This is a genomic window from Acidobacteriota bacterium, assembly GCA_012729555.1.
GTDB lineage: Bacteria > Acidobacteriota > UBA6911 > UBA6911 > UBA6911 > UBA6911.
Genome location: JAAYCX010000044.1, coordinates 53047 through 75463 on the forward strand (window position 1 = coordinate 53047; position 22417 = coordinate 75463).

The window sequence follows — 22417 nt, forward strand, 5'->3', positions numbered from 1 at the left end:
TTTTTTCGAAACAGGTGTTGCCTCGTCAGTCAATCCAGATTATGGTTAAAGTTTTACCATGCCCGGCAGAGGGCTGGAACGTGCTGGAGGAAATCATGTCGGATCGCGGCGATGTCATCATCGCGCACCATCTCTGCAAGGGGTGCCGCCTTTGCGTCGTTTCCTGCCCCGCGAAGGTGCTTGAGCAGGGGACGGTGCTGAACCGACAGGGCTATAATGCGGCGGTCTACAAGGGGAGCGGGTGCACCGGGTGCGGCATCTGCTTTTACGTCTGCCCCGAGCCCGGGGCCATCACCGTGCGCGTGCGCACGCTGGGTGAGGGTAAGCCCGCAGCCTGAAAGGGTTTGTGGCTTACGCAGGAAGAGGCCCGAACAGGGGCCGGTTATCGATTCTGGAGGCGGCGCATGCGCCTGTTGATGAAGGGGAATGAAGCGGTGGTGCGCGGCGCGGTCGCCGCGGGGTGCAGGGCGTACTTCGGCTATCCGATCACCCCGGCGAGCGAAATCGCGGAAATGGCCTCTCTTCTCCTTCCCGATTCCGGGGGCGTCTTCGTCCCGGCCGAGAGCGAGATCGGCGCCATCCAGATGCTCTTCGGCGCCTCGTCGGCGGGCGCACGGGCCATGACCGCTTCCTCCGGCCCCGGCATCAGCCTGATGCAGGAGGGGATCTCCTACATGGCGGGCGCCCTGCTGCCGGGGGTGATCGTGGACGTGCAGCGGGCGGGGCCGGGGCTCGGGAACCTGGGCGTGGAACAGGGGGACTACCACCAGGTCGTCAAGGCCGGCGGGCACGGCTGCTACAGGACCCCCGTCTTCGCCCCCAACAGCGTCCAGGAAATGTGCGACCTCACGATCCATGCCTTCGACGTGGCCGACCGCTACCGCACCCCCGTGATGGTGCTGGCCGACGGGGCGCTCGGGCAGATGATGGAACCGGTCGAGATCACCGCCGGGGCCGCGGAGGCGCCGGAAAAGCCGTGGGCCGTGACCGGCACCGCCCGCACGCGTGGAAACCTGATCACCTCGATCCTGCTCGAGCACGAAAAACAGGAGATCCACATCACCGGGCTGGAAAAGACCTACGCGGAAATCGAGAGGAACGAGGTCCGGTGGGAGGAGATCCGGACGGAGGACGCCGAAATCCTCGTCGTCGCCTTCGGCATCAGCAGCCGCATCGCCCGCGCCGCGGTGGACATGGCCCGCGACCAGGGAGTCCGGGTGGGCCTGCTGCGCCCGATCAGCCTCCTCCCGTTTCCCGCCCGGCGGTTGCGCCAGCTGGCCGGCAAGGTGTACGCCATAATGGTGCTGGAGCTCAACAGCGGCCAGATGGTGGACGACGTCCGCCTGCACGTGGGCGGGATCACCCCGGTCGAACTGATGCGCCGGACCGGGGGGATGATGCCGGCGGCGGAGGAAGTGGCCGAAGCCCTCAGAAAGATGGAGAAAGAGTGTGTGGGAAACAAAGCATAGCCGATCCGCATCTTTTTACGACCGTTTCGAGCGCAAGGGGGGGGATACCGAAATCACCCACTATTGCCCCGGGTGCGGCCACGGGGTGCTGCAGAAGCTGATCGCGGAGGCTATCGACGATTTCGGCATCCAGGACCGGACCATCCTCGTCGGTTCGGTCGGCTGCTCCATCTTCATGTACTACTACCTCGACGTGGGCAATATCTCCTCCTCCCACGGCCGGGCCCCCGCCGTGGCGACCGGGGTCAAACGCGCGCGCCCGGAGGCGGTCGTATTCTGCTACCAGGGGGACGGCGACCTGGCCGCCATCGGGGGGAACGAGATTCTCCACGCGGCCAACCGCGGGGAATCGATCGCGGTCTTTTTCGTCAACAACGGCATCTACGGCATGACGGGGGGGCAGATGGCGCCCACGACCCCGCTCGGTGAGCGCACCACGACCTCCCCCAGGGGGCGTTCCTTCGAGGTCGAGGGGCCGCCGATGCGGATGTGCGAACTGCTGGCGACGCTCGACGGGCCCGCCTACATCGAACGGGTGGCCCTGACCGACGCCCGGCAGAACATGCGCGCACGCAAGGCGGTGCGCAAGGCGCTCCGGAACCAGATCGAGGGGCGCGGGTTCTCCTTCGTCGAGGTTCTCTCCCCCTGCCCCAGCGGCTGGAAGGTCCCGCCCGATGAGGCGATGCACTGGGTGGAGAAGCACATGATCCCGGTTTTCCCGCTCCGGGTTTTCCGGGACCTCGACCGCAGCGGCCATGTCCCCAGGGGGATCGGTGCGCCCAAGGCGGCCGGGACACTCCTCGGGCCCGCGTCCCCCGCGGCCCGGACGGAAACGCCGGCCCCGGCGGCCGGGAGCGTGGCCCGGGGCGAAATCGGGGAAGAGGCGCTCACCCTGAGCGGGTTCGGCGGGCAGGGGGTCCTCTTCACGGGGCTCGCGCTGGCCGAGGGGGCCATGCGCGAGGGGCTGGAGGTCACCTGGATCCCCTCCTACGGGCCGGAAATGCGCGGGGGGACGGCCCACTGCCACCTGCATCTCTCCCGCAGTTCGATCGCCTCCCCCTGGATCAGCCGCCCCACGAGCCTGATCGCCTTCAACCAGCCCTCCATCGAAAAATTCGCCCCCGCGGTCCGTCCGGGAGGGCTCCTGCTTGCGAACACGTCGATGGTGAAGGAAGTCCCGGACCGGAAGGATATCCGGATCGTCAGGATCCCCTCCTACGAAATCGCCTCCGAACTGGGCAGCGCCAAATCGGCCAACATGGTCATGCTGGGCGCCTACCTGGAGCTGACCGGGGCGGTGGACCAGGAATCGATCCTGGCGGCGTTCGCCGAGAAAGGGACCCGGCCGGGGATGCTCCAGAGCAACCGCCGGGCGATCGAAGCCGGACGTCGGGCGGCGGTCGAAGCGGCGCAGCCCTGAACTCATTAAGATGTGATAAATCAGGGACTAATCCCGTTCCGCCCCTTTTCCCGGAGCGGCCGGGTCGACCGGAGAAATACCGGCTGGTAATACCCCCCGTATTATTTTAGAATGGGCCTGTCTGTCCGGGGGACCCGGTTCTTCCCGGCCGGAGAAATCGCCGACATGGACGGGCATCATCGGTCAGACGATCACGCGGGTGGAAGTGAAAGAGGGGTCGCAACCGCCCCTGCCCGGAGCCGCTCTCCCCACCTTGACTCGCAGAGGGTGAACCATGGAAAGAAAAAGGGTTACCATCGATGGTAACGAGGCCGCAGCCTATATCGCCTATCGCACAAGCGAGGTCATCGCGATATATCCCATCACCCCGTCGTCGCCGATGGGGGAATGGGCCGACGCCTGGACTGCCCGGAAGGTCAGGAACATCTGGGGGATGATTCCCTCGGTGACAGAGATGCAGAGTGAGGGGGGGGCGGCCGGGGCCGTCCACGGCGCGCTGCAGGCCGGCGCCCTGACCACCACGTTCACCGCATCGCAGGGGCTGCTCCTGATGATCCCCAACATGTTCAAGATCGCCGGGGAGCTGACGCCCACGGTCTTCAACGTCACCGCCCGCACCATCGCGACCCACGCGCTTTCGATCTACGGCGACCACAGCGATGTCATGGCCGTGCGCTCCACCGGCTGGGCGATGCTGGCCTCGGGCTCGGTGCAGGAAGTGATGGACATGACCCTGATCGCCCAGGCTGCGACGCTCCAGGCCCGCGTCCCATTCGTGCACTTCTTCGACGGGTTCCGGACCTCTCATGAAATCATGAAGATCGAGCAGCTCACGGACGAGGATATCCGGGCCATGATCGACGACGACCTGGTCCTGGCCCATCGCCTGCGCCGGCTCTCCCCCGACAACCCCGTCATCCGGGGGACGGCGCAGAACCCCGATGTCTTCTTCCAGGCACGGGAGGCCGCGAATCCCTTCTACCTGGCCGCCCCCGCCATCGTACAGAAGGCCATGGACCGGTTCGCCGCCGTCGTCGGGCGGCAGTATCACCTGTTCGACTACGTCGGCGCCCCGGACGCGGAGCGCGTGATCGTGCTGATGGGGTCGGGGGCGGAAGCGGCCGAGGAGACCGTCGAATACCTCGCCGACCGGAAGGAAAAGGTAGGTGTCCTGAAAGTCCGCCTTTACCGTCCTTTCTCCGGGGAAGCCATGCTCCGGGCGCTCCCGCGGTCGGTGCGCGCGCTGGCGGTGCTCGACCGGACCAAGGAGCCGGGCGCAGGCGGGGAGCCGCTGTACAAGGACGTGGTCACGGCGATCGCGGAATCCTTTTCCGCCGGCACCCTGCCGCTCACGGGCTTTCCCAAGGTGGTGGGGGGGCGCTACGGGCTCTCCTCGAAGGAATTCACCCCGGCCATGATCCGCGGCGTATTCGAGGAACTGAAAAAGGAGAATCCGAAAAACTATTTCAGCGTCGGGATCCACGACGACGTCACGGACAACTCCATCGATTACGACCCCGGGTTCAGCGTCGAGGGGGACGTCACCCGCTGCCTCTTCTACGGGCTGGGGGCGGACGGCACCGTCGGCGCCAACAAGAATTCCATCAAGATCATCGGTGAGGACACGCTCAACCACGCCCAGGGGTACTTCTCCTACGATTCGCGCAAGTCGGGCACAGTGACCGTGTCGCACCTCCGGTTCGGGGCCAAACCGATCCGCTCCACCTACCTCGTGGACAAGGCGAACTTCATCGCCTGCCACCAGTTCGTTTTCCTGGAACGGTACGACATGCTCCGGGACGCCGTCGAAGGGGCTACCTTCCTCCTGAACAGCCCCTACGGTCCCGACGAGGTCTGGGACCGGATCCCGCGGAGCGTGCAGCAGCGCATCATCGACAGGAAGATCCGTTTCTACGTCATCGACGGCTACAAGGTCGCGAAGGAGACGGGGATGGGCGCGCGGGTCAACACCATCATGCAGACCTGCTTCTTCGCCATTTCGGGGGTGCTGCCGCGCGACGAGGCGATCGACGCCATCAAGAAATCGATCCAGAAGACGTACGGGTCGAAGGGGGAGGAGGTCGTCCGGAAGAACTTCCGCGCGGTGGAGGAGACGCTGGCCAACCTTTTCGAGGTTGAGGTCCCCGCATCGCCTACCAGCAGCATCGAAAAACCGCCGGCGGTGCCGGAGGAGGCCCCCGATTTCGTGCAGACCTTCACCGCCCGCATCATCGAAGGGGAGGGGGACCGCCTCCCGGTGAGCGCCTTCTCCGTGGACGGGACCTTCCCGACGGGGACCGCCAGGTGGGAGAAGCGCAATATCGCTCTGGAGATCCCCTCGTGGGACCCGAACACCTGCATCCAGTGCGGCAAATGCGCCATATCCTGCCCGCACGCGAGCATCCGGATCAAGGCCTACGACGCCCGGCACCTGGAGACGGCGCCCCCCACCTTCAAGCATATGCAGGCGAAGGGGAAGGACCTGGAGCCGGGCATGATGTACACCGTCCAGGTGGCCCCGGAGGACTGCACCGGTTGCGGCGTGTGCGTGGGGATGTGCCCCGCGCGCAACCGGAAGGAGCCGAGGCTCAAGGCGATCAACATGGTGCCGCAGCCCCCGGTCCGCCTCGCCGAGCGGGAGAATTTCCGTTTCTTCCTCGAGTTGCCGGAGTACGACCGCCGGCTGCTGCGGCTGAGCAGCGTCAAGACCACCCAGCTGCTCGAGCCGCTCTTCGAGTTTTCCGGGGCGTGCGCCGGCTGTGGTGAGACCCCCTACATCAAGCTGCTGACGCAGCTTTTCGGAGACCGGGCCCTCATCGCCAACGCCACCGGGTGCTCCTCCATCTACGGTGCCAACCTCCCGACGACCCCCTATACCCGCAACCGGGACGGGAGGGGGCCGGCCTGGAGCAATTCGCTCTTCGAGGACAACGCCGAGTTCGGCCTGGGCTTCCGGCTGACGGTCGACCAGCACGCCGAAGTGGCCCGGGAGCTGGTCCGGGCGCTGGCGCCCCGGATCGGCGACGAGCTGGCGGGGCGGCTGCTCGACGCCGACCAGTCGACCGAAGCCGGCATCTTCGACCAGCGGGAAAGGGTGGCGGCGCTCAAGGACCGGCTGCGGGGGACGGATTCCCTCGAGGCCAGGAGCCTCCTCACCCTGGCGGATAACCTGGTGAAGAAGAGCGTGTGGATCGTCGGCGGGGACGGCTGGGCCTACGACATCGGCTACGGCGGGCTGGACCACGTCCTGGCTTCGGGCCGCGACGTGAACATCCTGGTGCTCGACAGCGAGGTGTACAGTAACACCGGCGGGCAGATGTCCAAGGCCACCCCTCGGGCGGCCGTAGCCAAGTTCGCCGCCGGGGGGAAGCCCGCCTCCAAGAAGGACCTCGGGATGCACGCGATGAACTCCGGGGGCGCCTACGTGGCCTCGGTGGCCCTCGGGGCCAACGACGTACAGACCATCCGGGCGTTCCAGGAGGCCGAGGCCTTCCCCGGCCCCTCCATCATCATCGCCTACAGCCACTGCATCGCCCACGGCTACGACATGATCCACGGGATGGATCAGCAGAAGGCGGCGGTCAACAGCGGCCACTGGATCCTCTACCGGTACAACCCGCTCCTGGCGATGGAGGGGAAGAACCCGCTGATCCTCGATTCCCGGCCGCCGACCATCCCGGTGAAGGACTACGCCTACGCCGAAACGCGTTACAAGATGCTGACGCTGAGCCAGCCCGAGGAGGCCAAGCGCCTCCTCGCCCTGGCCCAGGGCGACATCCGGGCCCGGCAGCAGCTCTACCGGCAGCTGGCGACCCTCGACTACGGCGTCGGGGAGGAGTAGGCTCCCGCCGTCGGACCGCGCGGGTCAGCGGAGGAGCCACATTCCCGCGGCCATCGTCAGGAGCGTGAGGGGCAGGCCGGTCCGGAAGTATTCCGCGAAACCGATCCGCGCCTTCCGCCCGGCCTTCTGGATGACGATCAGGTTGGCGACCGACCCCAGGAGGGTCAGGTTCCCGGCCAGGGTGGAGGCCATCGACAGCAGCAGCCAGCCGCGCTCCGGATCGCCGAGGGCGGGGATCAGCGGCTTGAAGAGGAGGACCGCCGGCACGTTGCTTACGAGGTTGGACAGGAGCGCGGCGGCGGCGCTGAACACGATCGGGCGCTCCAGCCCGCTGCCCGCGGCGCGCACCAGCGCGTCGGACGACATCAGGGTCTTCTCGACCCCGGCGATGACGATGAAAAGGCCGATGAAGAGCACCAGCAGCGAAAAATCGATCTCCCGGTAGATCCTCTCCGGCTTGAGCTTCCGCGTCAGGAGCAGGAGCGCCGCGGCCACGATCGCCACCTCCGCGACCGGCCATCCCGAGAAGAAGCCGATGAGCATGAGGGCGGAGACGGTGAGCGATTTCCAGGCCAGCGGGCGGTGGATGCGCGTGCGGCGCGGAGCGACCGCGAGGGTCTCCGCGCGGCGGAATTCGCCGCGGTAGACGAGGGCGATGACGAGAAACGTCAGGACCAGCCCGACGGCGGCCACGGGGCCGAGCGCGGCGGCGAAGGTGCGGTAGGGGATGCCGGAAAAGGCCCCGATCATCATGTTCTGGGGGTTCCCCGTGATGGTGGCCACGCTGCCGATATTGGATCCCATGGCCACCGCGAGCAGGTAGGGGACCGGGTTGCGCCCGAGGGCGAGGGCCATGTCCAGCACGAGGGGGGTCAGGACCAGGCAGACGGTGTCGTTGACGAAGAAAGCGGAGAAGACGCCGGAGACGAGGATGACGGCGGCCAGGAGCGTGAGCGGGTGGCGGGCGTGCTCGACCGACCACGCGCTCACGGCGGCGAAGACGCCCGAAACGCGGAGGTTGGCCGCCACGATCATCATCCCGAACAGGAGCAGGATCGTGTTGTGGTCGACGGCGGCCCAGGCCTCCTCCAGGGTGAGCACCTCGAACGCCATCATCAGGCTGGCGCCGATGATGGCCGCTCCGGTGCGGTCCACCCGGAAGCCGGGCAACCGCCCCAGAGCCAGCACGAGATAGGTCCCCAGGAAAATCAGCGCGGCCGCGAGCACGAGGCTATTTTGCTCCTTGCTTTTGCGATTTCAAGCGGATAAATCATGGTCGGGCGGGGAATTGGGGAGGTGCGGATGAAACGTATCCTGCTGATGGGGGCCGGGAAGGTGGGGGCGCTGATCGCCTGCCTCCTTTCGGAGTCGGGCGATTACGAACTGGTCGTGGGGGATTCGGACCGGGATGCCGTGCGGCGCCTCCGGGCTACCGCCTGCGCCGGGGTGGAACTGCACCAGGTCGACGCCTCCGATCCCGCGGCGCTCGAGAGCTTCATCGGCGCCCACCCGGCCGAGGCCGTCATCTCCTGCCTGCCGTATTACGGCAACTTCGCGGTCTCGGAGGCCGCGCTGCGCCACGGCCTGCACTACTTCGACCTCACCGAGGACGTGGAGGTGGCGCGCCACATCGCCCGGATCAGCGCCGGCGCGCCGGTGGCCTTCGTGCCCCAGTGCGGCCTGGCCCCCGGGTTCATCAGCATCATCGCCAACGAGCTCATGAAACATTTCGACGAACTCGACACGGTGAAATTGCGGGTGGGGGCGCTTCCGGTCAACCCCGGCAACGCGCTGAAGTATTCGCTGACCTGGTCGACCGACGGTCTGATCAACGAGTACGGCAACCTGTGCACCGGGGTCGAGGAGGGCAGGACGACGACCCTCCTGCCCCTCGAGGGGTACGAGACGATCTCGGTGGACGGTCTCCTCTACGAGGGATTCAACACCTCCGGCGGCCTCGGCACCCTGGCGGAAACCTACCGGGGGAGGGTGCGGACGCTCAACTACAAGACGCTGCGCTACCCCGGGCACTGCGAGAAGATGCAGTTCCTGATGCAGGACCTGAAGCTCAACCGGGACCGCGGCACGCTCAAGCGCATCCTGGAGGCGGCCGTGCCCCGGACCCACCAGGACGTGGTCCTCGTGTACGTCTCCGTGACCGGGAAGCAGGACGGCGCGCTGTTCGAGGAGAACTACGTCAGGAAATTCTACCCCCGGGAGATCTCCGGCCGCCCCTGGGCCGCCATCCAGGTCACCACGGCCAGCGCCCTGTGCGCGGTGGCGGACACGGTGCTGCAATCGGGGCGCCCGCCGCGGGGGTTCGTCACCCAGGAGAGTTTCGGGTATCCCGATTTCATCGCCAACCGATTCGCGAACGCCTACGCCTGATCCGCGCGCGCTTCCAAAAATCTTGCGTCCGCGCCGGAATCCCCTATAATGAAGACCAAAGGCTCGACCGGACACCCAACGACCGGGATTTGATGTATTTCAGAAAGGCGGTACCATGAAAACGCCGGGATTGCGCATGATGCTGTTCGCAGCGGCCCTTGCCGCCGGCATGAGTCTCAATGCCGGGCTGGCGGCCGACTGCGTGGATTGCCACAAGAACGTCACCCCCAACATCGTGACCGACTGGGAGCTGAGCAAGCACGGGCAGATGGGGATGGACTGCGCCGTGTGCCACGGCTCGGACCATGTCTCCGCCACCGATGTCGCCAAGACGAAGATTCCCACCCCGGACACCTGCGCCACCTGCCACGACGCCCGGGTGCAGCAGTACAAGAAGGGAAAACACGCCCTGGCCTGGGCTTCGATGAAGGCGATGCCCACCATGCACTGGCAGCCCTCCATCGTCACCGACGGGATGAAGGGGTGCGGCGGCTGCCACAAGATCGGGGTCAAGACCGAGGCGGAGATCAAGGACCTGAAGAAGAACAATCCCGGCTACGGCACGGCCTCCTGCGACGCCTGCCACACGCGGCACACCTTCTCGGTCGTCGAGGCGCGGCAGCCGCAGGCGTGCCAGACCTGCCACATGGGTTTCGACCACCCCCAGTGGGAGATGTATTCCTCCTCCAAGCACGGCGTGCGCGCCCTGCTCAAACAGAACAAGGTTCTGCCGGAAGGGACGGCCGCCCCTACCTGCCAGACCTGCCACATGCAGGAGGGAAATCACGAAGTCCGGACCGCCTGGGGTTTCCTGGGGCTGCGGCTCCCCATGCCGGGGGACATCATCTGGGCCGAGGACCGCAAGACCATCTTTCAGGCTATCGGGGTTCTCGACCCTGCCGGCAATCCCACCGAGCGTCTCGACGCGGTGAAGAAGATCGATCTGCTGCGCACCACGCAGGAGGAGTGGCAGAAGGAACGGGACAAGACCCTCAATACCTGCCGGCAGTGCCACTCGGCCAGCTTCGCCGGGTCGGAACTGCTCAAGGGGGACCAGATGATCAAGGAGATCGATCACCTGATGGCCGAGGCGATCCGCGTCGTCGCCGGGCTGTATAAAGACGGGGTCCTCAAGCAACCCAAGTCCTACGCCTACGCCTTCCCCGACCTCCTGGCGTTCCAGGACGCCCCGACTTCGATCGAGACCAAGCTGTTCGTGATGTTCCTCGAGCACCGGAACCGGGCGTTCCAGGGGATGTTTCATGCCAGCCCCGATTACGCCTGGTGGTACGGCTACAGCGAGATGCAGAGCGACCTGACCGAGATCAAGTACATGGCGGAGGAGATGCGCAAGGCGAAGGGGAAATAGCCCCTCGTTTCCCAAAACGCCGCAAGGGCCAACCGCGGGCCGCCTCCGGGCGGCCCGCTCTGTTTTCCGGGGTTGTCTCTCAGTTCCTGCGCAGGGGGGTGGTGTAGAGCATGAGGATGTGACTGGCGTTGTCCTCGTTGGAAATCACCGTCCTGGTCTCGTCCGGGATGATGCCGTCCAGCCCGTAATCGTGGCAAACGATCCGCGAGCCCGGTTTCAGTTTTTCCAGCTGGGGCAGGAGGCGGCGGTTCATTTCGGGGAGCAGGTAGATGGGGAGGACGGTGGCCTCGGCCAGGTCGACCTTGAAGATGTCCTCCTGGATGATCTCGACCAGGTTCCCGACCCCGTTTCTGGCCACGTTCTCCCGGGACTCCCGGACGCGCACCGGGTCGATGTCGTAGCCGACGGCGCGGCACCCGTACTTCTGGGCCGCCAGCACCAGCATGCGGCCGTCGCCGCACCCGAGGTCGTAGACCACGTCCTGCTTTTTGACACCCGCCATCCGGAGCATGGTGGAAACCACGTCGTAGGGGGTCCCCACGTAGACCACGTCCGGGGTGCGCATCCACCCGGGGTCCCCTTCATCTCCCGGGGCCACGGCACCCAGGGCCAGGGAGGCCCCGATAACGGCCAGTGCCGGCAAAATCCGCAGTTTTCGATGCATGATCCGTCCTCTCTTGCAGGGTTCTAGCGAAAGATCGCCAGCATGGGAAAGCGCTGTACGATGCCGTGAACGGCCATGTCTCCGAGGGGTGTCCCCTCGGCGTAGACGATCCGGAGGTTGGGCATGGAAAGGAAGGACTGGAGATCGCCGTCCCGGATATCGCACCGCATGATGTTGAGTTCGTTCAGCCGGGGCATCCCTTCCAGGCTGGCGATCCCCGCTCCCGTGACCTTGGTGTCGGCCAGCGCCAGGACCTCCAGCTGCCGGAGGCGGGCGACGGCCTCCATGGCGTTGTCGCCGACCGGGTTCCCGCTCAGGTTCAGCACGGTCAGGGACTTGGACGTCAGGTGCTTGAGCACGGCGCCGTCGGTGCCGGTGTGCCGGAGTGCGAGGGCCTCCAGGTTCGGCAGGCCGGAAAGCCAGGGGAGCGGATTCGCGCCGAGATCGATGTCGTGAATATAGAGGCGCCGGAGCGCGGTGGCATTCTGGAGGTGGGCCAGCCCTGCAGGGGTGACGCGGCCTCCGCCGATCTCGAGCCATTCGAGGCTGCGGAGGGCGGGCAGGCGGGCGAGCGCCTCGTCGGTGAACTGGCCCTGGTCGGCCTCGATCCAGCGCACGACCCCCTCCGGGTCCCGCTGCAGGGGGATGCCGAGGCGCGTGAGGGCCTCGGCCGCGGCGGTCTCGGCGGCCCGCGGCTCGTGCGCGGCCGCGGCCTGGTCGGCGAAGGCGGCCGCGGGGGCGCCCGCGGGCGACAGCAGCGCCGCCGTCAGACATATTCTGCGTATCCAAAGCTTCATTCCGGCCTCCTCTTCGGCGTTCCATAATAGCTTGGAAACCGATCCGCGGCCATCATTAAAGTGGCACGCGGAGAGGGGGGGCGCCGGGGGGCCTAGTCCAGTTTCTTGTGGAACCGGAGGGCGCTGAGGACGAAAACCGCCAGGCCGACCAGGCCGAGCGCGGCGATCTCCTGCCACATTGCCGGCGCGCCCACCCCTTTCAGGAAAAGGTCGCGGGCGATCTGCATGAAGTAGCGCAACGGATTCAGGTAGGTCACCAGCTGTACGGCAGGGGGCATGTTTCGGATCGGGAAGGCGAAGCCGCTCAACAGCATCGCCGGCATGAAGAAGAAGAAGGAGAGCATCATCGCCTGCTGCTGGGTGCGCGACAGGGTGGAGATGAAAAGGCCCACGCCCAAAGTCGTCAGCAGGAAGAGGATGGAGCAGAACATCAGCAGGGGGATGCTTCCGCGCAGGGGGATGCCGAACACCAGCAGGGCGGCGACTACGATGAAGAGGACCTCAAAGACGCCGATCAGGGCGAAAGGGAGGAGCTTCCCCAGCATCAGCTCGAACGGGCGCACCGGGGTCACCATCAGCTGCTCCATGGTCCCGAGCTCCTTTTCCCGCACGATGCTCATGGCCGTGAGCATGATGGTCACCAGGGCGATGATGTTGACGATGACGCCGGGGACGAAATAGACGCGGCTGCGCAGGTCGGGGTTGAACCAGACCCGGTCCTCCGCCGTCAGGACCGGGATGACGGCCGGAACCGGGGGCCCCACGGCCGGGGAGGGCGGGGCCTTGGGGCGGGCGGCTCCGACGGCGGCGCCGTAGGAGGCGACGATCCGGGTGGCGTAGCTGGAGACGATCGACGCGGTGTTGGAGTTGGTGCCGTCGACGAGGATCTGTACCCCGGCGGTGTTCCCGCGCATGACGTCGCGGCCGAATCCCGGGAGCAGGCGGACCACGGCGTCGACCGCCCCGCGGTCGAGGAGTTCGCGGATTTCCCCCTCGCTCTCCGGCGTGGCTGTCAGTGCGAAGTAGCGCGAGTTGCGGAAGGCGTCCCCGAGCTCGCGGCTTTCGGGGGTCCGGTCCGCGTCCATCCATCCCAGCCGCGCCTTTTCCACGTCCAGGTTGACGGCGTAACCGAAGAGGATCAGCTGGAGAATGGGGGGGCCGACCAGCAGCGCCAGGGACCGGGGGTCCTTGAGCGTCTGGATGAATTCCTTCCGGATGATCGCCGCGATGCGGTTCCACATGGTTTCAGGCCACCTTCTGTTTGAGTTTGCGGAGCACGATCAGGTAGATCAGCGCCGCGTAGGCCGCGAGCAGTCCCACCTCCAGGAAGAGGACCTCGATGCCGACCCCGCGCAGAAAAATGCCCTTGAGAATCGTGACGAAATAGCGGGTCGGGAAGAGATGACTGATGATCCGGACCGGGAGCGGCATGTTTTCGATCGCGAACACGAACCCGGACAGGAGGAACGCGGGGAGGAAGGAGCTGAGCATCGCCAGCTGGTAGGCGACCAGCTGGGACCGGGTCAGCGCCGACACCAGGATGCCCCAGAACAGGGCGCCGACCAGGAACAGGCAGCCGGAAAAGGCCAGGAACAGAAGGCTCCCCATCAGGGGCACGCCGAAGATGAGGACCCCGATCACCACCGTCAGGACCATGTCGACGACCCCGAGAACGAAATAGGCGCTCATTTTCCCGAGCGCGACCTCGGCCGGGCGCAGGGGCGTGGAGAGCAGCTGTTCCATCGTCCCCATCTCCCATTCGCGCGCCAGGGTCAGGGAAGTCATGAGCGCCCCGATGATCATGAGAATCAGCGCGATCAGCCCCGGGACGATGTAGTTCCTCGATTTCAGGTCGCTGTTGTACCAGACGCGCAGCCGCGCGTCGACGGCCGGGCGGGCGCCGGCCGCTTTTGCGGGCGCCGGGGAGCGCAGCGAGTCCGCCAGGGGCCGGATGATGCCGGTGGCGTAGGCGAGGGCGATGGAGGCGGTGTTGGAATCGCTGCCGTCGAACAGGAGCTGGACCTGGGGATTGCGGCCGGAAGCCAGGTCCCGGGCGTAGTCCCGGGGGATGACGATGCCGAGCATGCACTCGTTGCGGTCGATGGAGTGTTCGATCTCGCGGTACCCGTCCGCGTCCCCCAGGATCTGGAAATAGCGCGACAGTTCGAAGCGCGAGACCAGGTCGCGGCTGGCGGGGGAGCGGTCGGCGTCGTAAACGAGCGCGGGGATCCGGTCGACGTCGAGCGTCAGCGCGTACCCGAACAGGAGGATCATCAGGATCGGAAGTGCCAGCGCCATGACGAGACTGATCGGGTCGCGCAGGATGTGGAGAAACTCCTTGCGCGCCGCGGCCCGGGTTCTTCGCAGGTTCATGCGCTCCCTCTCCCATTTCCGCACGCCGGCCGGGCCGGCATGCTCCTAACCCTCCGGCACCGCGGTTTCGTGCGACAGCAGGGTGATGGCCCCCTTGAGCTGGTCCTTGGTCCCGCTGAGCACCAGGCGGTCACCCCCCGCGAGCTTCATGTTCGGATCGGGGTTGTTCAGCGTGAGGTTCTCCCGGATGATGCCCAGGATCAGGCTCCCCGTCTTCTCCCGGAGCCCGATTTCACTGACCCGGGCGCCGTTCCACCCCCACCGTTCGGGAGCCTGCCAGGTCTCCGTGTAGATGTCGAGCTCGTTGCTCAGCCGGATGCGGGGCACGGTGACCTTCCGGTCCCGGAAGAAGCCGAAGCGCTGGTCGCGGATCGACTTGATTTCGGCGGCCACCATCGACCGGGGGGCGTTGTAGACCCTCAGGATCCGCGTCATGAGCTCCAGGGACGCCTCGAACTCCTCGGCGATGACCTCCGTGGAGCCCTGGTCCCACAGCGCGTCCATGTCCGCGACGTATTTCGTCCTGGCGAGAACCACGATTTCGGGCATCATCTCCCGGGCCAGCTTGATGCCCAGCCGGGCGGCGAAGGGGTCGGAGACGACGAAGACGATGACGCGGGAGCGGCGGATGCCCGCCAGTTCGAGGGTGTGGGCGTTGGTGCAGTCCCCGAACAGGATCGATTCCCCCTCCCGCCTGGTCTCGCGCACCCCCTGCTCGTTCAGGTCGACGATGACGTAGGGGATCCCGTTCGCCTTGAGCGCCCGGGCGATGTTCTGTCCGCCCAGGCCGTTGCCGCAGATGATCACGTGGTCCCTGAGGCGCTCCAGTTCCCGTGCCTCGCCCTCCGCCTGTCCGACCCTCAGCCCGGGGTCCCAGTCCCGGGCAAAACGCATGACCAGATTGCGCGTGAGCCGGAAGAAGAAAGGGGAGACGATCATGCTGACCACGGAGCATGCCAGCAGGATCTGGTAGGGGCCGGCGCCCACGATGCCGGCGGCGACCGCCGCCTGGAGCAGAACGAAGGAGAACTCCCCGAGCTGGGCCAGCGCCGTCCCCGCGAAAAGGGCGGGATGGAGCGGAATGCGGCTGGCGGCGACGGCGGCCGTGGTGATGAGGGTCTTGCCGAAAATGACGGCCGTGGTGATCAGGAGGACGCTCCCGACGTTTTGCGCGATGAAGGATGGGTCCACGAGCATCCCGAGCGAGATGAAGAAGAGGCTGTTGAGTCCGTCGCGGAAGGGGCGCACCTCGGCGAAGATGTGCTGGCCGCAATCCGATTCGGACAGCACCAGCCCCGCCAGGAAGGAGCCGAGCGCGAGGGAAATCCCCGCCGCGGCCGAAACCCACGCGATCCCCAGGAAGAGGAAGGTGGCGGTGATCAGAAACAGTTCCTTGCTCTGGGTCTTCAGGATGCCGCGGAGGATCAGGGGGAAAACATAGCGCGCCACGACCAGCACGCCCACGATGAGGAGGGCGGCTTTCGCCACCGAGAACCCCACCGAGGATAGCGACGCCTCCTCCGCGGCCATCAGGGGGATGGCCACCATGAACGGGATGGTGGCCAGGTCCTGGAATATGGCGATGCCGAGGCCGATGCGCCCATGAACGGAATCGATCTCGCCCCGGTCGGACAACATCTTCATGAAGATGGCGGTGCTGCTGAGCGCCACCAGCATGCCGTAGACGATGCCGGCCTGGAGGGAGGCCCCGGCCTGCCGGGCGATGAGGGTCACGACGAGTCCGGTCCCGAGGGTCTGCAGGGGGCCGGTCAGCAGCACGGCGATCCTGGTCTCCATCAGTTTCTTCAGGGAGTATTCCAGGCCGAGGGAGAAGAGAAGGATCATCAGCCCGACCGTCGCCAGGGTATGGATGCTGTCGAGCTCGTGCACCAGGCTGAAGCCGTAGGGGCCGATGAGGGTCCCGGTGATCATGAACCCGACGATGGGGGACTGGTTGAGGCGGTGGAAGACATACACGACCGCGGTCGCGAACCCGAACACCACCACCAGGTCCCCCAGCATCCCGAATTCGTGCATGGAGCCGTCTCCTGCCTTCCCGCCCGCCGCCGCGAGCCCCTCCCGGTCCCCCGGCCGTTATCGATAAAGGCCCGCGCGCAGGTTCCGACGGATGCGCCAGACCTCGCCCAGCACCTGGAGGTAGGACCGGGCGGTCACCTTGCTCCCGGGAGCGTTCCGCCAGGTGATGGGGGCTTCCGCGATCAGGCAGCCGTGGGCCTGGGCGATGGCCAGCAGCTCGATGTCGTAGCCCCAGCGCGCCATCGTCTGCCGGGGGAAGATGATGCCCGCCGCTTTCCGGGTGAACATCTTGAACCCGGCCTGCGTGTCGGCGATGCCGGGGACCGAGAGGGTCTGGATGATCCAGTTCCCCATCCGGCCGGCCAGCTCCTTGCAGCGCGCCTGGCGGACGGGGATCACCGAGTCCTCCAGGGCGCGGGACCCGATGACGACGTCGTACCCCTTGTCGAAATAGGGCCAGAAGCGCTCGACGTGCTCGAGGGTGGTCGAATTGTCCGCATCCATGAACAGGAGGTGGGTCCCGCCCGCGGCCAGCATCCCCAGCCTGACGGAAGCCCCCTTGCCGTGGTTGAGCCCGTCGGGGTGGGCCAGGAGCCTCACCGGGACCGGACCGGAATCGTGCCGCCGCGCGATATCGGCGGTCCGGTCCGACGACCCGTCGTCCACCACCAGGATCTCCGAGCCGTAGGTTCGGGCGCGCAGATAGGCCACCGACTGCGCCAGGGTGTCGGGCAGGCGCAGCTCCTCGTTGAAGGCCGGAATCACGACGGAAAGGCGGAGAGTCGGATCGCTCGTCATAGGGCTCGGGGCGTTCCTAGGCTACCGTCACTTCCCTGCAGAGATAGACGTCCTGGATGGCGTGGAGCAGGGCGATCCCCTCCTCCATCGGGCGCTGGAACGCCTTGCGGCCCGAAATCAGGCCCATCCCCCCGGCCCGCTTGTTGACCACGGCCGTCTTCACCGCCTGGGCCAGGTCCCCGGCGCCGGAGCTGGCGCCGCCCGAGTTGATCAGCCCGGCGCGCCCCAGGTAGCAGTTGATGACCTGGTAGCGGGTGAGGTCGATCGGGTGATCCGAGGTCAGGTCGGAGTAGACCTTTTTATGCGTCTTGCCGAACTTGAGCGCGTTGTAGCCGCCGTTGCATTCCGGGAGCTTCTGCTTGATGATGTCGGCCTCGATGGTGACCCCGAGATGGTTGGCCTGGCCCGTCAGGTCGGCCGCGACGTGGTAATCGGGTCCCCCCTCCCCGGTCTTGCTGAAGGCGGAGTTGCGCAGGTAGCACCAGAGGATCGTGGCCATCCCCATCTGGTGCGCCTCGTGGAACGCTTCGGAGACCTCCTGGATCTGCCGGCGGGATTCGTCGGACCCGAAATAGATGGTGGCGCCGATGGCGGTGGCTCCCATTTCGAACGCCTGCCGGACGTTGGCGAACAGGATCTGGTCGTAGCCGTTCGGGTAGGAGAGGAATTCGTTGTGGTTGATCTTTACTATGAAGGGGATCTTGTGGGCGTATCTGCGGCATACGGAGCCGAGGACGCCGAGCGTGGACGCCACGGCGTTGCACCCCCCCTCGATGGCCAGCCGGACGATGTTCTCGCCGTCGAAATAGATCGGGTTGGGGGCGAAGGAGGCCCCGCCGGAGTGCTCGATTCCCTGGTCGACCGGGAGGATCGAGAGATAGCCCGTCCCCCCGAGCCGCCCGTGGTCCACGAGCGACTGCAGGCTGCGCAGAACCGGGGCCGGCCGGTCGCTCGCGAGCCAGGCCCGGTCGATGAAGTCGGGTCCCGGCAGGTGCAGCTGGTCCTTGCCCACCGTCCTGCTCTGGTGGTCTAGGTAATACGAGGCTTCCGGCCCCAGCAATTCCGTTATTTTGTCGATGGAGTCTGCGGATCCGGCACGGAATGATTCAGGCATGGCAAACGCCCCCTTTCCTTATGGCAAGGCCTGGTTTTATGACGAACGGACCGGTCCCATCCATGGGATACCGCCCGGTCCCGCTATTTCCGCTCGAGAGCGCCCAGTTCCCGGGACCGCCGGGTGGCCGCTTCCACGGCCTCCATCAGGGTCGACCGGAAATTGCACTTTTCCAGCATTTTCAGCCCGGCAAAGGTGGTCCCCCCGGGTGTGGCGACGATGTCCTTGAGCTCGCTCGGGTGCTTCCCGGTCTCCAGGAGCATCTTGGCCGCCCCGTAGACCGTCTGGGCCGCAAGCAGCGACGCCTCCTTCCGGGAGATCCCCAGCTGCACCCCGGCGTCGCTGAGCGATTCGATGAACATGAAGACGTAGGCGGGGCCGCTCCCGCTCAGGCCGGTGACCACGTCCATCAGCGCCTCGTTCGGCAGGACCACGGTCTTCCCGATGCACCCGAAAATGGCCTCCGCCCGCCCGAGGTCTTCGGAGGACACGTTCCGGCCCGGGCAGAGGGCGGTGATGCCGGCCTGGACGGAGGCGGGGGCGTTCGGCATGGCGCGGATGACGCCCGACTGGCGGTGCATCTTTTCGGCCAGCCTTTCGGTCGTCACCCCGGCCACGATCGAGACGAAAACATGGTTTTCATGGCTCGATCCGGCCAGTTCGTCCAGCAGCGGGCCGACGTTCTGCGGCTTGACGGCGATGATGACGATGGAGGCCTTCTGCACCAGTTCCAGGTTCGACGTCGTTGTCCGGATCCCGTGGGCCATCTCCACCGCGGCGAGGCGTTCCCGGTTGACGTCGCTCGAGAGGATGTCCGATTTTTTCATCCGGCCCGAATGGACCAGTCCCCGGATCAGGACCTCTCCCATGTTGCCCGCGCCTATGATGCCGACTACCTTCCCCCCAAGCATTCCGTCCTCCTTGGTTTCCGACTACGCGTGTTTCCCGCGGCGCCCTGGGCCCCCCGCGGGGTCCCCCGCCCGGGTCCCTTCCCGGGGATCCAGGACCTTGCAGACGACGGTGGTGATATCGTCGACCTGGGGCATGCCGTCGGAAAACTCCCGGACCGCCCCGTAGAGCCCGTTCACGATGTCCTTGGCGCTCTCGCGCCGGTAGGCGCGGATGAAATCGAGGGCGCGCTCCACGCCGAAAAAGTTCTGGTCGGGCCGCTCGGCGTCGGTGATGCCGTCGGTCAGAAGGGTCAGAAGGTCCCCCGGTTCCAGCTGGATGGGTCCGCTCGACCCGAAGGTGTGGCCCGGCATCAGCCCCAGCGGGATGTCGATGCTGTCGAGCGACCGCTTGACCTCCCCCGCGGCGTTGAAGAGGAACCCGGGGGTGTGCCCGGCGCTGGCGTAGACCAGGGTGCGGGAGCGGGGATCGAGGCGGCAGTAGAAAAGCGTCGCGTAGTGGTCCTGCCTCAGGTCGTCGGCCAGGGCGTCGTTGGTCAGCGACAGGGTTTCGGCCACGTCCCGGCTTACGGGAGCGAATGCCCTGAGGAAGGCGCGCAGTTCGGCCATCAGGAGGGCCGACCCGATGCCGTGGCCGCAGACGTCCCCCATGACGATGCCGATGGCGCCGTCCCCGAGCGGGATGAAATCGAAGTAGTCCCCCCCGATGGCGTCCGCGGGGAAAGCGGCCGCGGCAAAGTCGTATCCCTCGATGCGCGGGGGGGGGATTTCGTAAAACTGCTGCTGGACGGCGCGGGCCAGGCTCATCTGGAACTGCTGCTCCTGGAGCTTGCGCTGCTCGGTGACGTCCTTGATCACCGTGACGAAATGGGTGATGACCCCCGTCGGGCCCCACATCGGGGTAATGGTCTGCTCGGCGTAGAAGATCTCGCCGTTTTTCCTGCGATTGGCCATCGTGGCCCGGAACACGTTGCCGGAGAGGATCGTCGCCCAGAGGTTTTCGTAGAACGCCGCGTCGTGGACCCCGGAATTGATGATGCGGGGGGTGATTCCCCTCACCTCCTCCCGGGTATAGCCCGTCGTCTGTTCGAAGGCGGGGTTGACGTACTCGATGATGCCGCTGCGGTCGGTGATGATGATGCTGTCGGCCGTCTGCTCGACGGCGTTCTGCAGGATCTGGATCTGGGTGCTTCCTTCCTTCCTCTCCGTCATGTCGTGAAAAACCACGACGCTGCCGCGGATCCCCCCCTCCTCGCCGCGGAGCGGGTTCGCCTGCACCGAGAGCCAGAGTCCGGAGGGGCATTGCTCGTTGCGGATGAAGACCTCCGTCTCGGCCACGGTCTCGCCCGCCAGTGCCCGCGCGTCGGGAAGCTCTTCCCGCCGGTAGGGGGTGATGCCGTCCGGCCGGTAGCAGCCCCTGATTTCGGACCAGGCCCGGGGGGCGTTCTCCTGCCCGGAGACCCCCAGCATTTTCTGGGCGGCCGCGTTGCAGATCAAAAACCGGCCCCCGGCATCGGCCACCACCACCCCCTCGGAGAGGTGGTAGAGGGTCGAACGGAGAATCTCCAGCTCATCGGGGAGCGGCTGGAAAATGTAATCGCTGTAGGCGCAGGCCATAGCCACGGATCCTCTGCAAAAAACCGGACTCTTCACTCTACCATGGGGAAGCCGCGGCGTGCCAGCGGCCCGTGGCGGACCGGTCAGGCGTCCATGTGGGCGAACCCGAGCTCGAGGTCGCCCATGATGTCGCGGGGGTCTTCGAGCCCGACCGACAGGCGGATGAGTTCGTCGATGATGCCCAGCCTGTAACGCTCCTCGCGGGTGATGTTGTAGTAGCTGTTCAGCGCCGGATGGGTGACCAGCGTCTCGGGCCCGCCCAGGCTTGGGCCGAGCATGCACAGTTTGAGCCCTTCCAGGAATTTCAGGGTCCGTGCCAGGTCGGCGTCGAGCTCGAAGGTGACGACGGCGCCGAACCCCCGCATCTGCCTTCTGGCTATGGCGTGCTGGGGGTGCCCCGGGAGGCCGGGATAGTAGACGCGGCGCACCCTGGGCTGTTTTTCGAGGAACTCCGCGATCTCCTGGGCGGTGCGGTTGAGCCGTTCCATCCGCACCCCGAAAGTTTTCACCCCCCGGATCAGCAGGTAGCTGCTCATCGGGTCGATGACGCCCCCGGTCATACGGCGCCACTGCAGCATCGGTTCGGTGGCGTGCTCCGACCCCAGGACCGCCCCCCCGAGCACGTCGTTGTGCCCCGCCAGGTATTTGGTTGTGCTCTGGATGACGATGTCCACCCCCTGCTCGAGCGGCCGGGCGTTGTAGGGGGTGGCGAAGGTGCTGTCGATGACGCTGAGGACCTGGTGCCGGCGCGCGATCCGCACCACCTCGTCCACGTCCGCGATGTTCAGGTAGGGGTTGGTGGGGGACTCGGAGATGATCATGACCGTTTCCGAGGTCACCGCGCGTTCCATGGCTTCGTAGTCCCCCATCGGGACCACCGTGGAGTGGATGCCGAAGCGGGGCATCACGGTGGTGACGAACCGCAGCGTCTGCTTGTAGGCGTCGTCGGTGATGATGATGTGCTCCCCCTGGCTGCAGGTGGAGAGGATGGTGGAGGAGACGGCGCTCATGCCGCAGTCGAAAAGGACGCAGCGTTCGGCCCCTTCGAGGGCCGCCAGTTTCTTCTCGGCCGCCTCGCGGGTGGGATTCCCGTACCGCCCGTACTCGTAGTGCCGGATGCGGCCCTCGGCGAACGCCACCATCTCCGCGACGTTCTTGAAGACGAAGGTGCTGGCGTAGTCGATGGGGGTGGTGATGCTCCCCATCCAGCGGTTCTCGCCGTAGTGCACGGCCATGGTGTCCCGGTGTCCCTTCGGGTGCCTGGTGTACTCGTTCATGACGCTCTCCACTCGCTTCCGCGGCAGCGGCTCCACGGGCGTCCGCCGCCGGATTCACAATAAACCGGCGCAGCCATTATGATCCAAATTTTCCGATTATTGGAGCAAAACCTCGGATTTCAAGTGGGTGCCCGGCCGGTTTCTGATACAATCACCGCCAGCGCGGAGGTGAATCCGGCCTGGTGGCCGGCCTGGACTTCAAATCCAGTTGTGGTTCACCGGAAGGTGGGCTGGGTGGGTTCGATTCCCATGCACCTCCGCCACTTCTCCCCCCAATCCCGAACGGGGACGGACCACCCCGTCACCGCAATCATTGCCCTTGGACCCAGGGAAGGGGACCGGCGC

Annotated in this window: 17 protein-coding genes and 1 tRNA gene; 7 read left to right on the plus strand and 11 right to left on the minus strand. The window is 66.3% G+C overall.

Annotated elements, in window-relative coordinates; genetic code table 11:
* Window positions 1-95 precede the first annotated feature (95 nt).
* From GXY47_09185 to nifJ, 4 genes are all read left to right on the plus strand, one after another.
* The gene (locus GXY47_09185; GenBank protein ID NLV31316.1) at window positions 96-338 is read left to right on the plus strand and encodes a ferredoxin family protein; all 243 of its coding nucleotides are present in this window, start codon (window positions 96-98) and stop codon (window positions 336-338) included.
* Window positions 339-404: 66 nt separating this feature from the next.
* Window positions 405-1469 carry a 3-methyl-2-oxobutanoate dehydrogenase subunit VorB gene (gene vorB / locus GXY47_09190; GenBank protein NLV31317.1) on the plus strand — a complete coding sequence of 355 codons (1065 nt, stop codon included), beginning with the start codon at window positions 405-407 and terminating at the stop codon, window positions 1467-1469.
* Window positions 1450-2889: a 2-ketoisovalerate ferredoxin oxidoreductase gene (locus GXY47_09195; protein ID NLV31318.1), complete on the plus strand. Its 1440-nt coding sequence runs from the start codon at window positions 1450-1452 to the stop codon at window positions 2887-2889. Before vorB ends, GXY47_09195 begins: the two co-directional genes overlap by 20 nt.
* A 274-nt stretch (window positions 2890-3163) precedes the next feature.
* Window positions 3164-6730 (plus strand): pyruvate:ferredoxin (flavodoxin) oxidoreductase, encoded by a 3567-nt coding sequence (gene nifJ, locus GXY47_09200; GenBank protein ID NLV31319.1) that lies wholly within the window; start codon window positions 3164-3166, stop codon window positions 6728-6730.
* Window positions 6731-6754: 24 nt separating this feature from the next.
* Here the strand turns inward: nifJ and GXY47_09205 are convergent, their stop codons facing one another.
* Entirely contained in the window at window positions 6755-7957 is a 1203-nt protein-coding gene (locus tag GXY47_09205; GenBank protein NLV31320.1) for an anion transporter, read from the minus strand.
* A 75-nt stretch (window positions 7958-8032) separates the two neighbouring features.
* Between GXY47_09205 and GXY47_09210 the strand changes: the two genes are divergently transcribed.
* Window positions 8033-9118: a saccharopine dehydrogenase family protein gene (locus tag GXY47_09210; GenBank protein NLV31321.1), complete on the plus strand. Its 1086-nt coding sequence runs from the start codon at window positions 8033-8035 to the stop codon at window positions 9116-9118.
* Between the two features lie 136 nt (window positions 9119-9254).
* Window positions 9255-10487 carry a cytochrome C gene (locus GXY47_09215; GenBank protein NLV31322.1) on the plus strand — a complete coding sequence of 411 codons (1233 nt, stop codon included), beginning with the start codon at window positions 9255-9257 and terminating at the stop codon, window positions 10485-10487.
* Window positions 10488-10566: 79 nt separating this feature from the next.
* Here GXY47_09215 and GXY47_09220 read toward each other — a convergent pair whose 3' ends face one another.
* The 10 genes from GXY47_09220 to GXY47_09265 all read right to left on the minus strand — a co-directional run bounded on the left by GXY47_09220 (window position 10567) and on the right by GXY47_09265 (window position 22072).
* On the minus strand, window positions 10567-11151 hold the full coding sequence (locus tag GXY47_09220) for a methyltransferase domain-containing protein (GenBank protein ID NLV31323.1): 585 nt from the start codon (window positions 11149-11151) through the stop codon (window positions 10567-10569).
* A 23-nt stretch (window positions 11152-11174) separates the two neighbouring features.
* Entirely contained in the window at window positions 11175-11948 is a 774-nt protein-coding gene (locus GXY47_09225; protein ID NLV31324.1) for a hypothetical protein, read from the minus strand.
* A 92-nt stretch (window positions 11949-12040) separates the two neighbouring features.
* Window positions 12041-13189 carry an ABC transporter permease gene (locus GXY47_09230; GenBank protein ID NLV31325.1) on the minus strand — a complete coding sequence of 383 codons (1149 nt, stop codon included), beginning with the start codon at window positions 13187-13189 and terminating at the stop codon, window positions 12041-12043.
* Between the two features lie 4 nt (window positions 13190-13193).
* Window positions 13194-14321, minus strand: coding sequence for an ABC transporter permease (locus GXY47_09235; protein ID NLV31326.1), 1128 nt, complete (start codon window positions 14319-14321; stop codon window positions 13194-13196).
* A gap of 45 nt (window positions 14322-14366) precedes the next feature.
* On the minus strand, window positions 14367-16358 hold the full coding sequence (locus GXY47_09240) for a hypothetical protein (GenBank protein ID NLV31327.1): 1992 nt from the start codon (window positions 16356-16358) through the stop codon (window positions 14367-14369).
* Window positions 16359-16415: 57 nt separating this feature from the next.
* Window positions 16416-17156, minus strand: a complete 741-nt coding sequence (locus GXY47_09245; GenBank protein NLV31328.1) for a glycosyltransferase family 2 protein — start codon at window positions 17154-17156, stop codon at window positions 16416-16418.
* Between the two features lie 16 nt (window positions 17157-17172).
* Entirely contained in the window at window positions 17173-18270 is a 1098-nt protein-coding gene (locus GXY47_09250; GenBank protein NLV31329.1) for a class I fructose-bisphosphate aldolase, read from the minus strand.
* 83 nt (window positions 18271-18353) lie between these two features.
* Window positions 18354-19181, minus strand: coding sequence for a pyrroline-5-carboxylate reductase (gene proC, locus GXY47_09255; GenBank protein NLV31330.1), 828 nt, complete (start codon window positions 19179-19181; stop codon window positions 18354-18356).
* Window positions 19182-19202: 21 nt separating this feature from the next.
* The gene (locus GXY47_09260; protein NLV31331.1) at window positions 19203-20795 is read right to left on the minus strand and encodes a SpoIIE family protein phosphatase; all 1593 of its coding nucleotides are present in this window, start codon (window positions 20793-20795) and stop codon (window positions 19203-19205) included.
* Window positions 20796-20878: 83 nt separating this feature from the next.
* Window positions 20879-22072, minus strand: a complete 1194-nt coding sequence (locus tag GXY47_09265) for a PLP-dependent transferase (protein ID NLV31332.1) — start codon at window positions 22070-22072, stop codon at window positions 20879-20881.
* Window positions 22073-22236: 164 nt separating this feature from the next.
* Here GXY47_09265 and GXY47_09270 point away from each other — a divergent pair.
* Window positions 22237-22335, plus strand: a tRNA-Sec gene (locus GXY47_09270).
* Window positions 22336-22417 lie beyond the last annotated feature (82 nt).

What these genes read in the sequence shown, in the direction of transcription:
- nifJ (NLV31319.1), top strand. Translation starts at nt 3,164, where the DNA reads ATGGAAAGAAAAAGGGTTACCATCGATGGTAACGAGGCCGCAGCCTAT.
- GXY47_09210 (NLV31321.1), top strand. Translation starts at nt 8,033, where the DNA reads ATGAAACGTATCCTGCTGATGGGGGCCGGGAAGGTGGGGGCGCTGATC.
- GXY47_09245 (NLV31328.1), bottom strand. Translation starts at nt 17,156, where the DNA reads ATGACGAGCGATCCGACTCTCCGCCTTTCCGTCGTGATTCCGGCCTTC.
- GXY47_09230 (NLV31325.1), bottom strand. Translation starts at nt 13,189, where the DNA reads ATGTGGAACCGCATCGCGGCGATCATCCGGAAGGAATTCATCCAGACG.
- GXY47_09215 (NLV31322.1), top strand. Translation starts at nt 9,255, where the DNA reads ATGATGCTGTTCGCAGCGGCCCTTGCCGCCGGCATGAGTCTCAATGCC.
- GXY47_09235 (NLV31326.1), bottom strand. Translation starts at nt 14,321, where the DNA reads ATGAACCTGCGAAGAACCCGGGCCGCGGCGCGCAAGGAGTTTCTCCAC.
- GXY47_09265 (NLV31332.1), bottom strand. Translation starts at nt 22,072, where the DNA reads ATGAACGAGTACACCAGGCACCCGAAGGGACACCGGGACACCATGGCC.
- proC (NLV31330.1), bottom strand. Translation starts at nt 19,181, where the DNA reads ATGCTTGGGGGGAAGGTAGTCGGCATCATAGGCGCGGGCAACATGGGA.
- GXY47_09225 (NLV31324.1), bottom strand. Translation starts at nt 11,948, where the DNA reads ATGAAGCTTTGGATACGCAGAATATGTCTGACGGCGGCGCTGCTGTCG.
- GXY47_09220 (NLV31323.1), bottom strand. Translation starts at nt 11,151, where the DNA reads ATGCATCGAAAACTGCGGATTTTGCCGGCACTGGCCGTTATCGGGGCC.
- GXY47_09260 (NLV31331.1), bottom strand. Translation starts at nt 20,795, where the DNA reads ATGGCCTGCGCCTACAGCGATTACATTTTCCAGCCGCTCCCCGATGAG.
- GXY47_09250 (NLV31329.1), bottom strand. Translation starts at nt 18,270, where the DNA reads ATGCCTGAATCATTCCGTGCCGGATCCGCAGACTCCATCGACAAAATA.
- vorB (NLV31317.1), top strand. Translation starts at nt 405, where the DNA reads ATGCGCCTGTTGATGAAGGGGAATGAAGCGGTGGTGCGCGGCGCGGTC.
- GXY47_09240 (NLV31327.1), bottom strand. Translation starts at nt 16,358, where the DNA reads ATGCACGAATTCGGGATGCTGGGGGACCTGGTGGTGGTGTTCGGGTTC.
- GXY47_09185 (NLV31316.1), top strand. Translation starts at nt 96, where the DNA reads ATGTCGGATCGCGGCGATGTCATCATCGCGCACCATCTCTGCAAGGGG.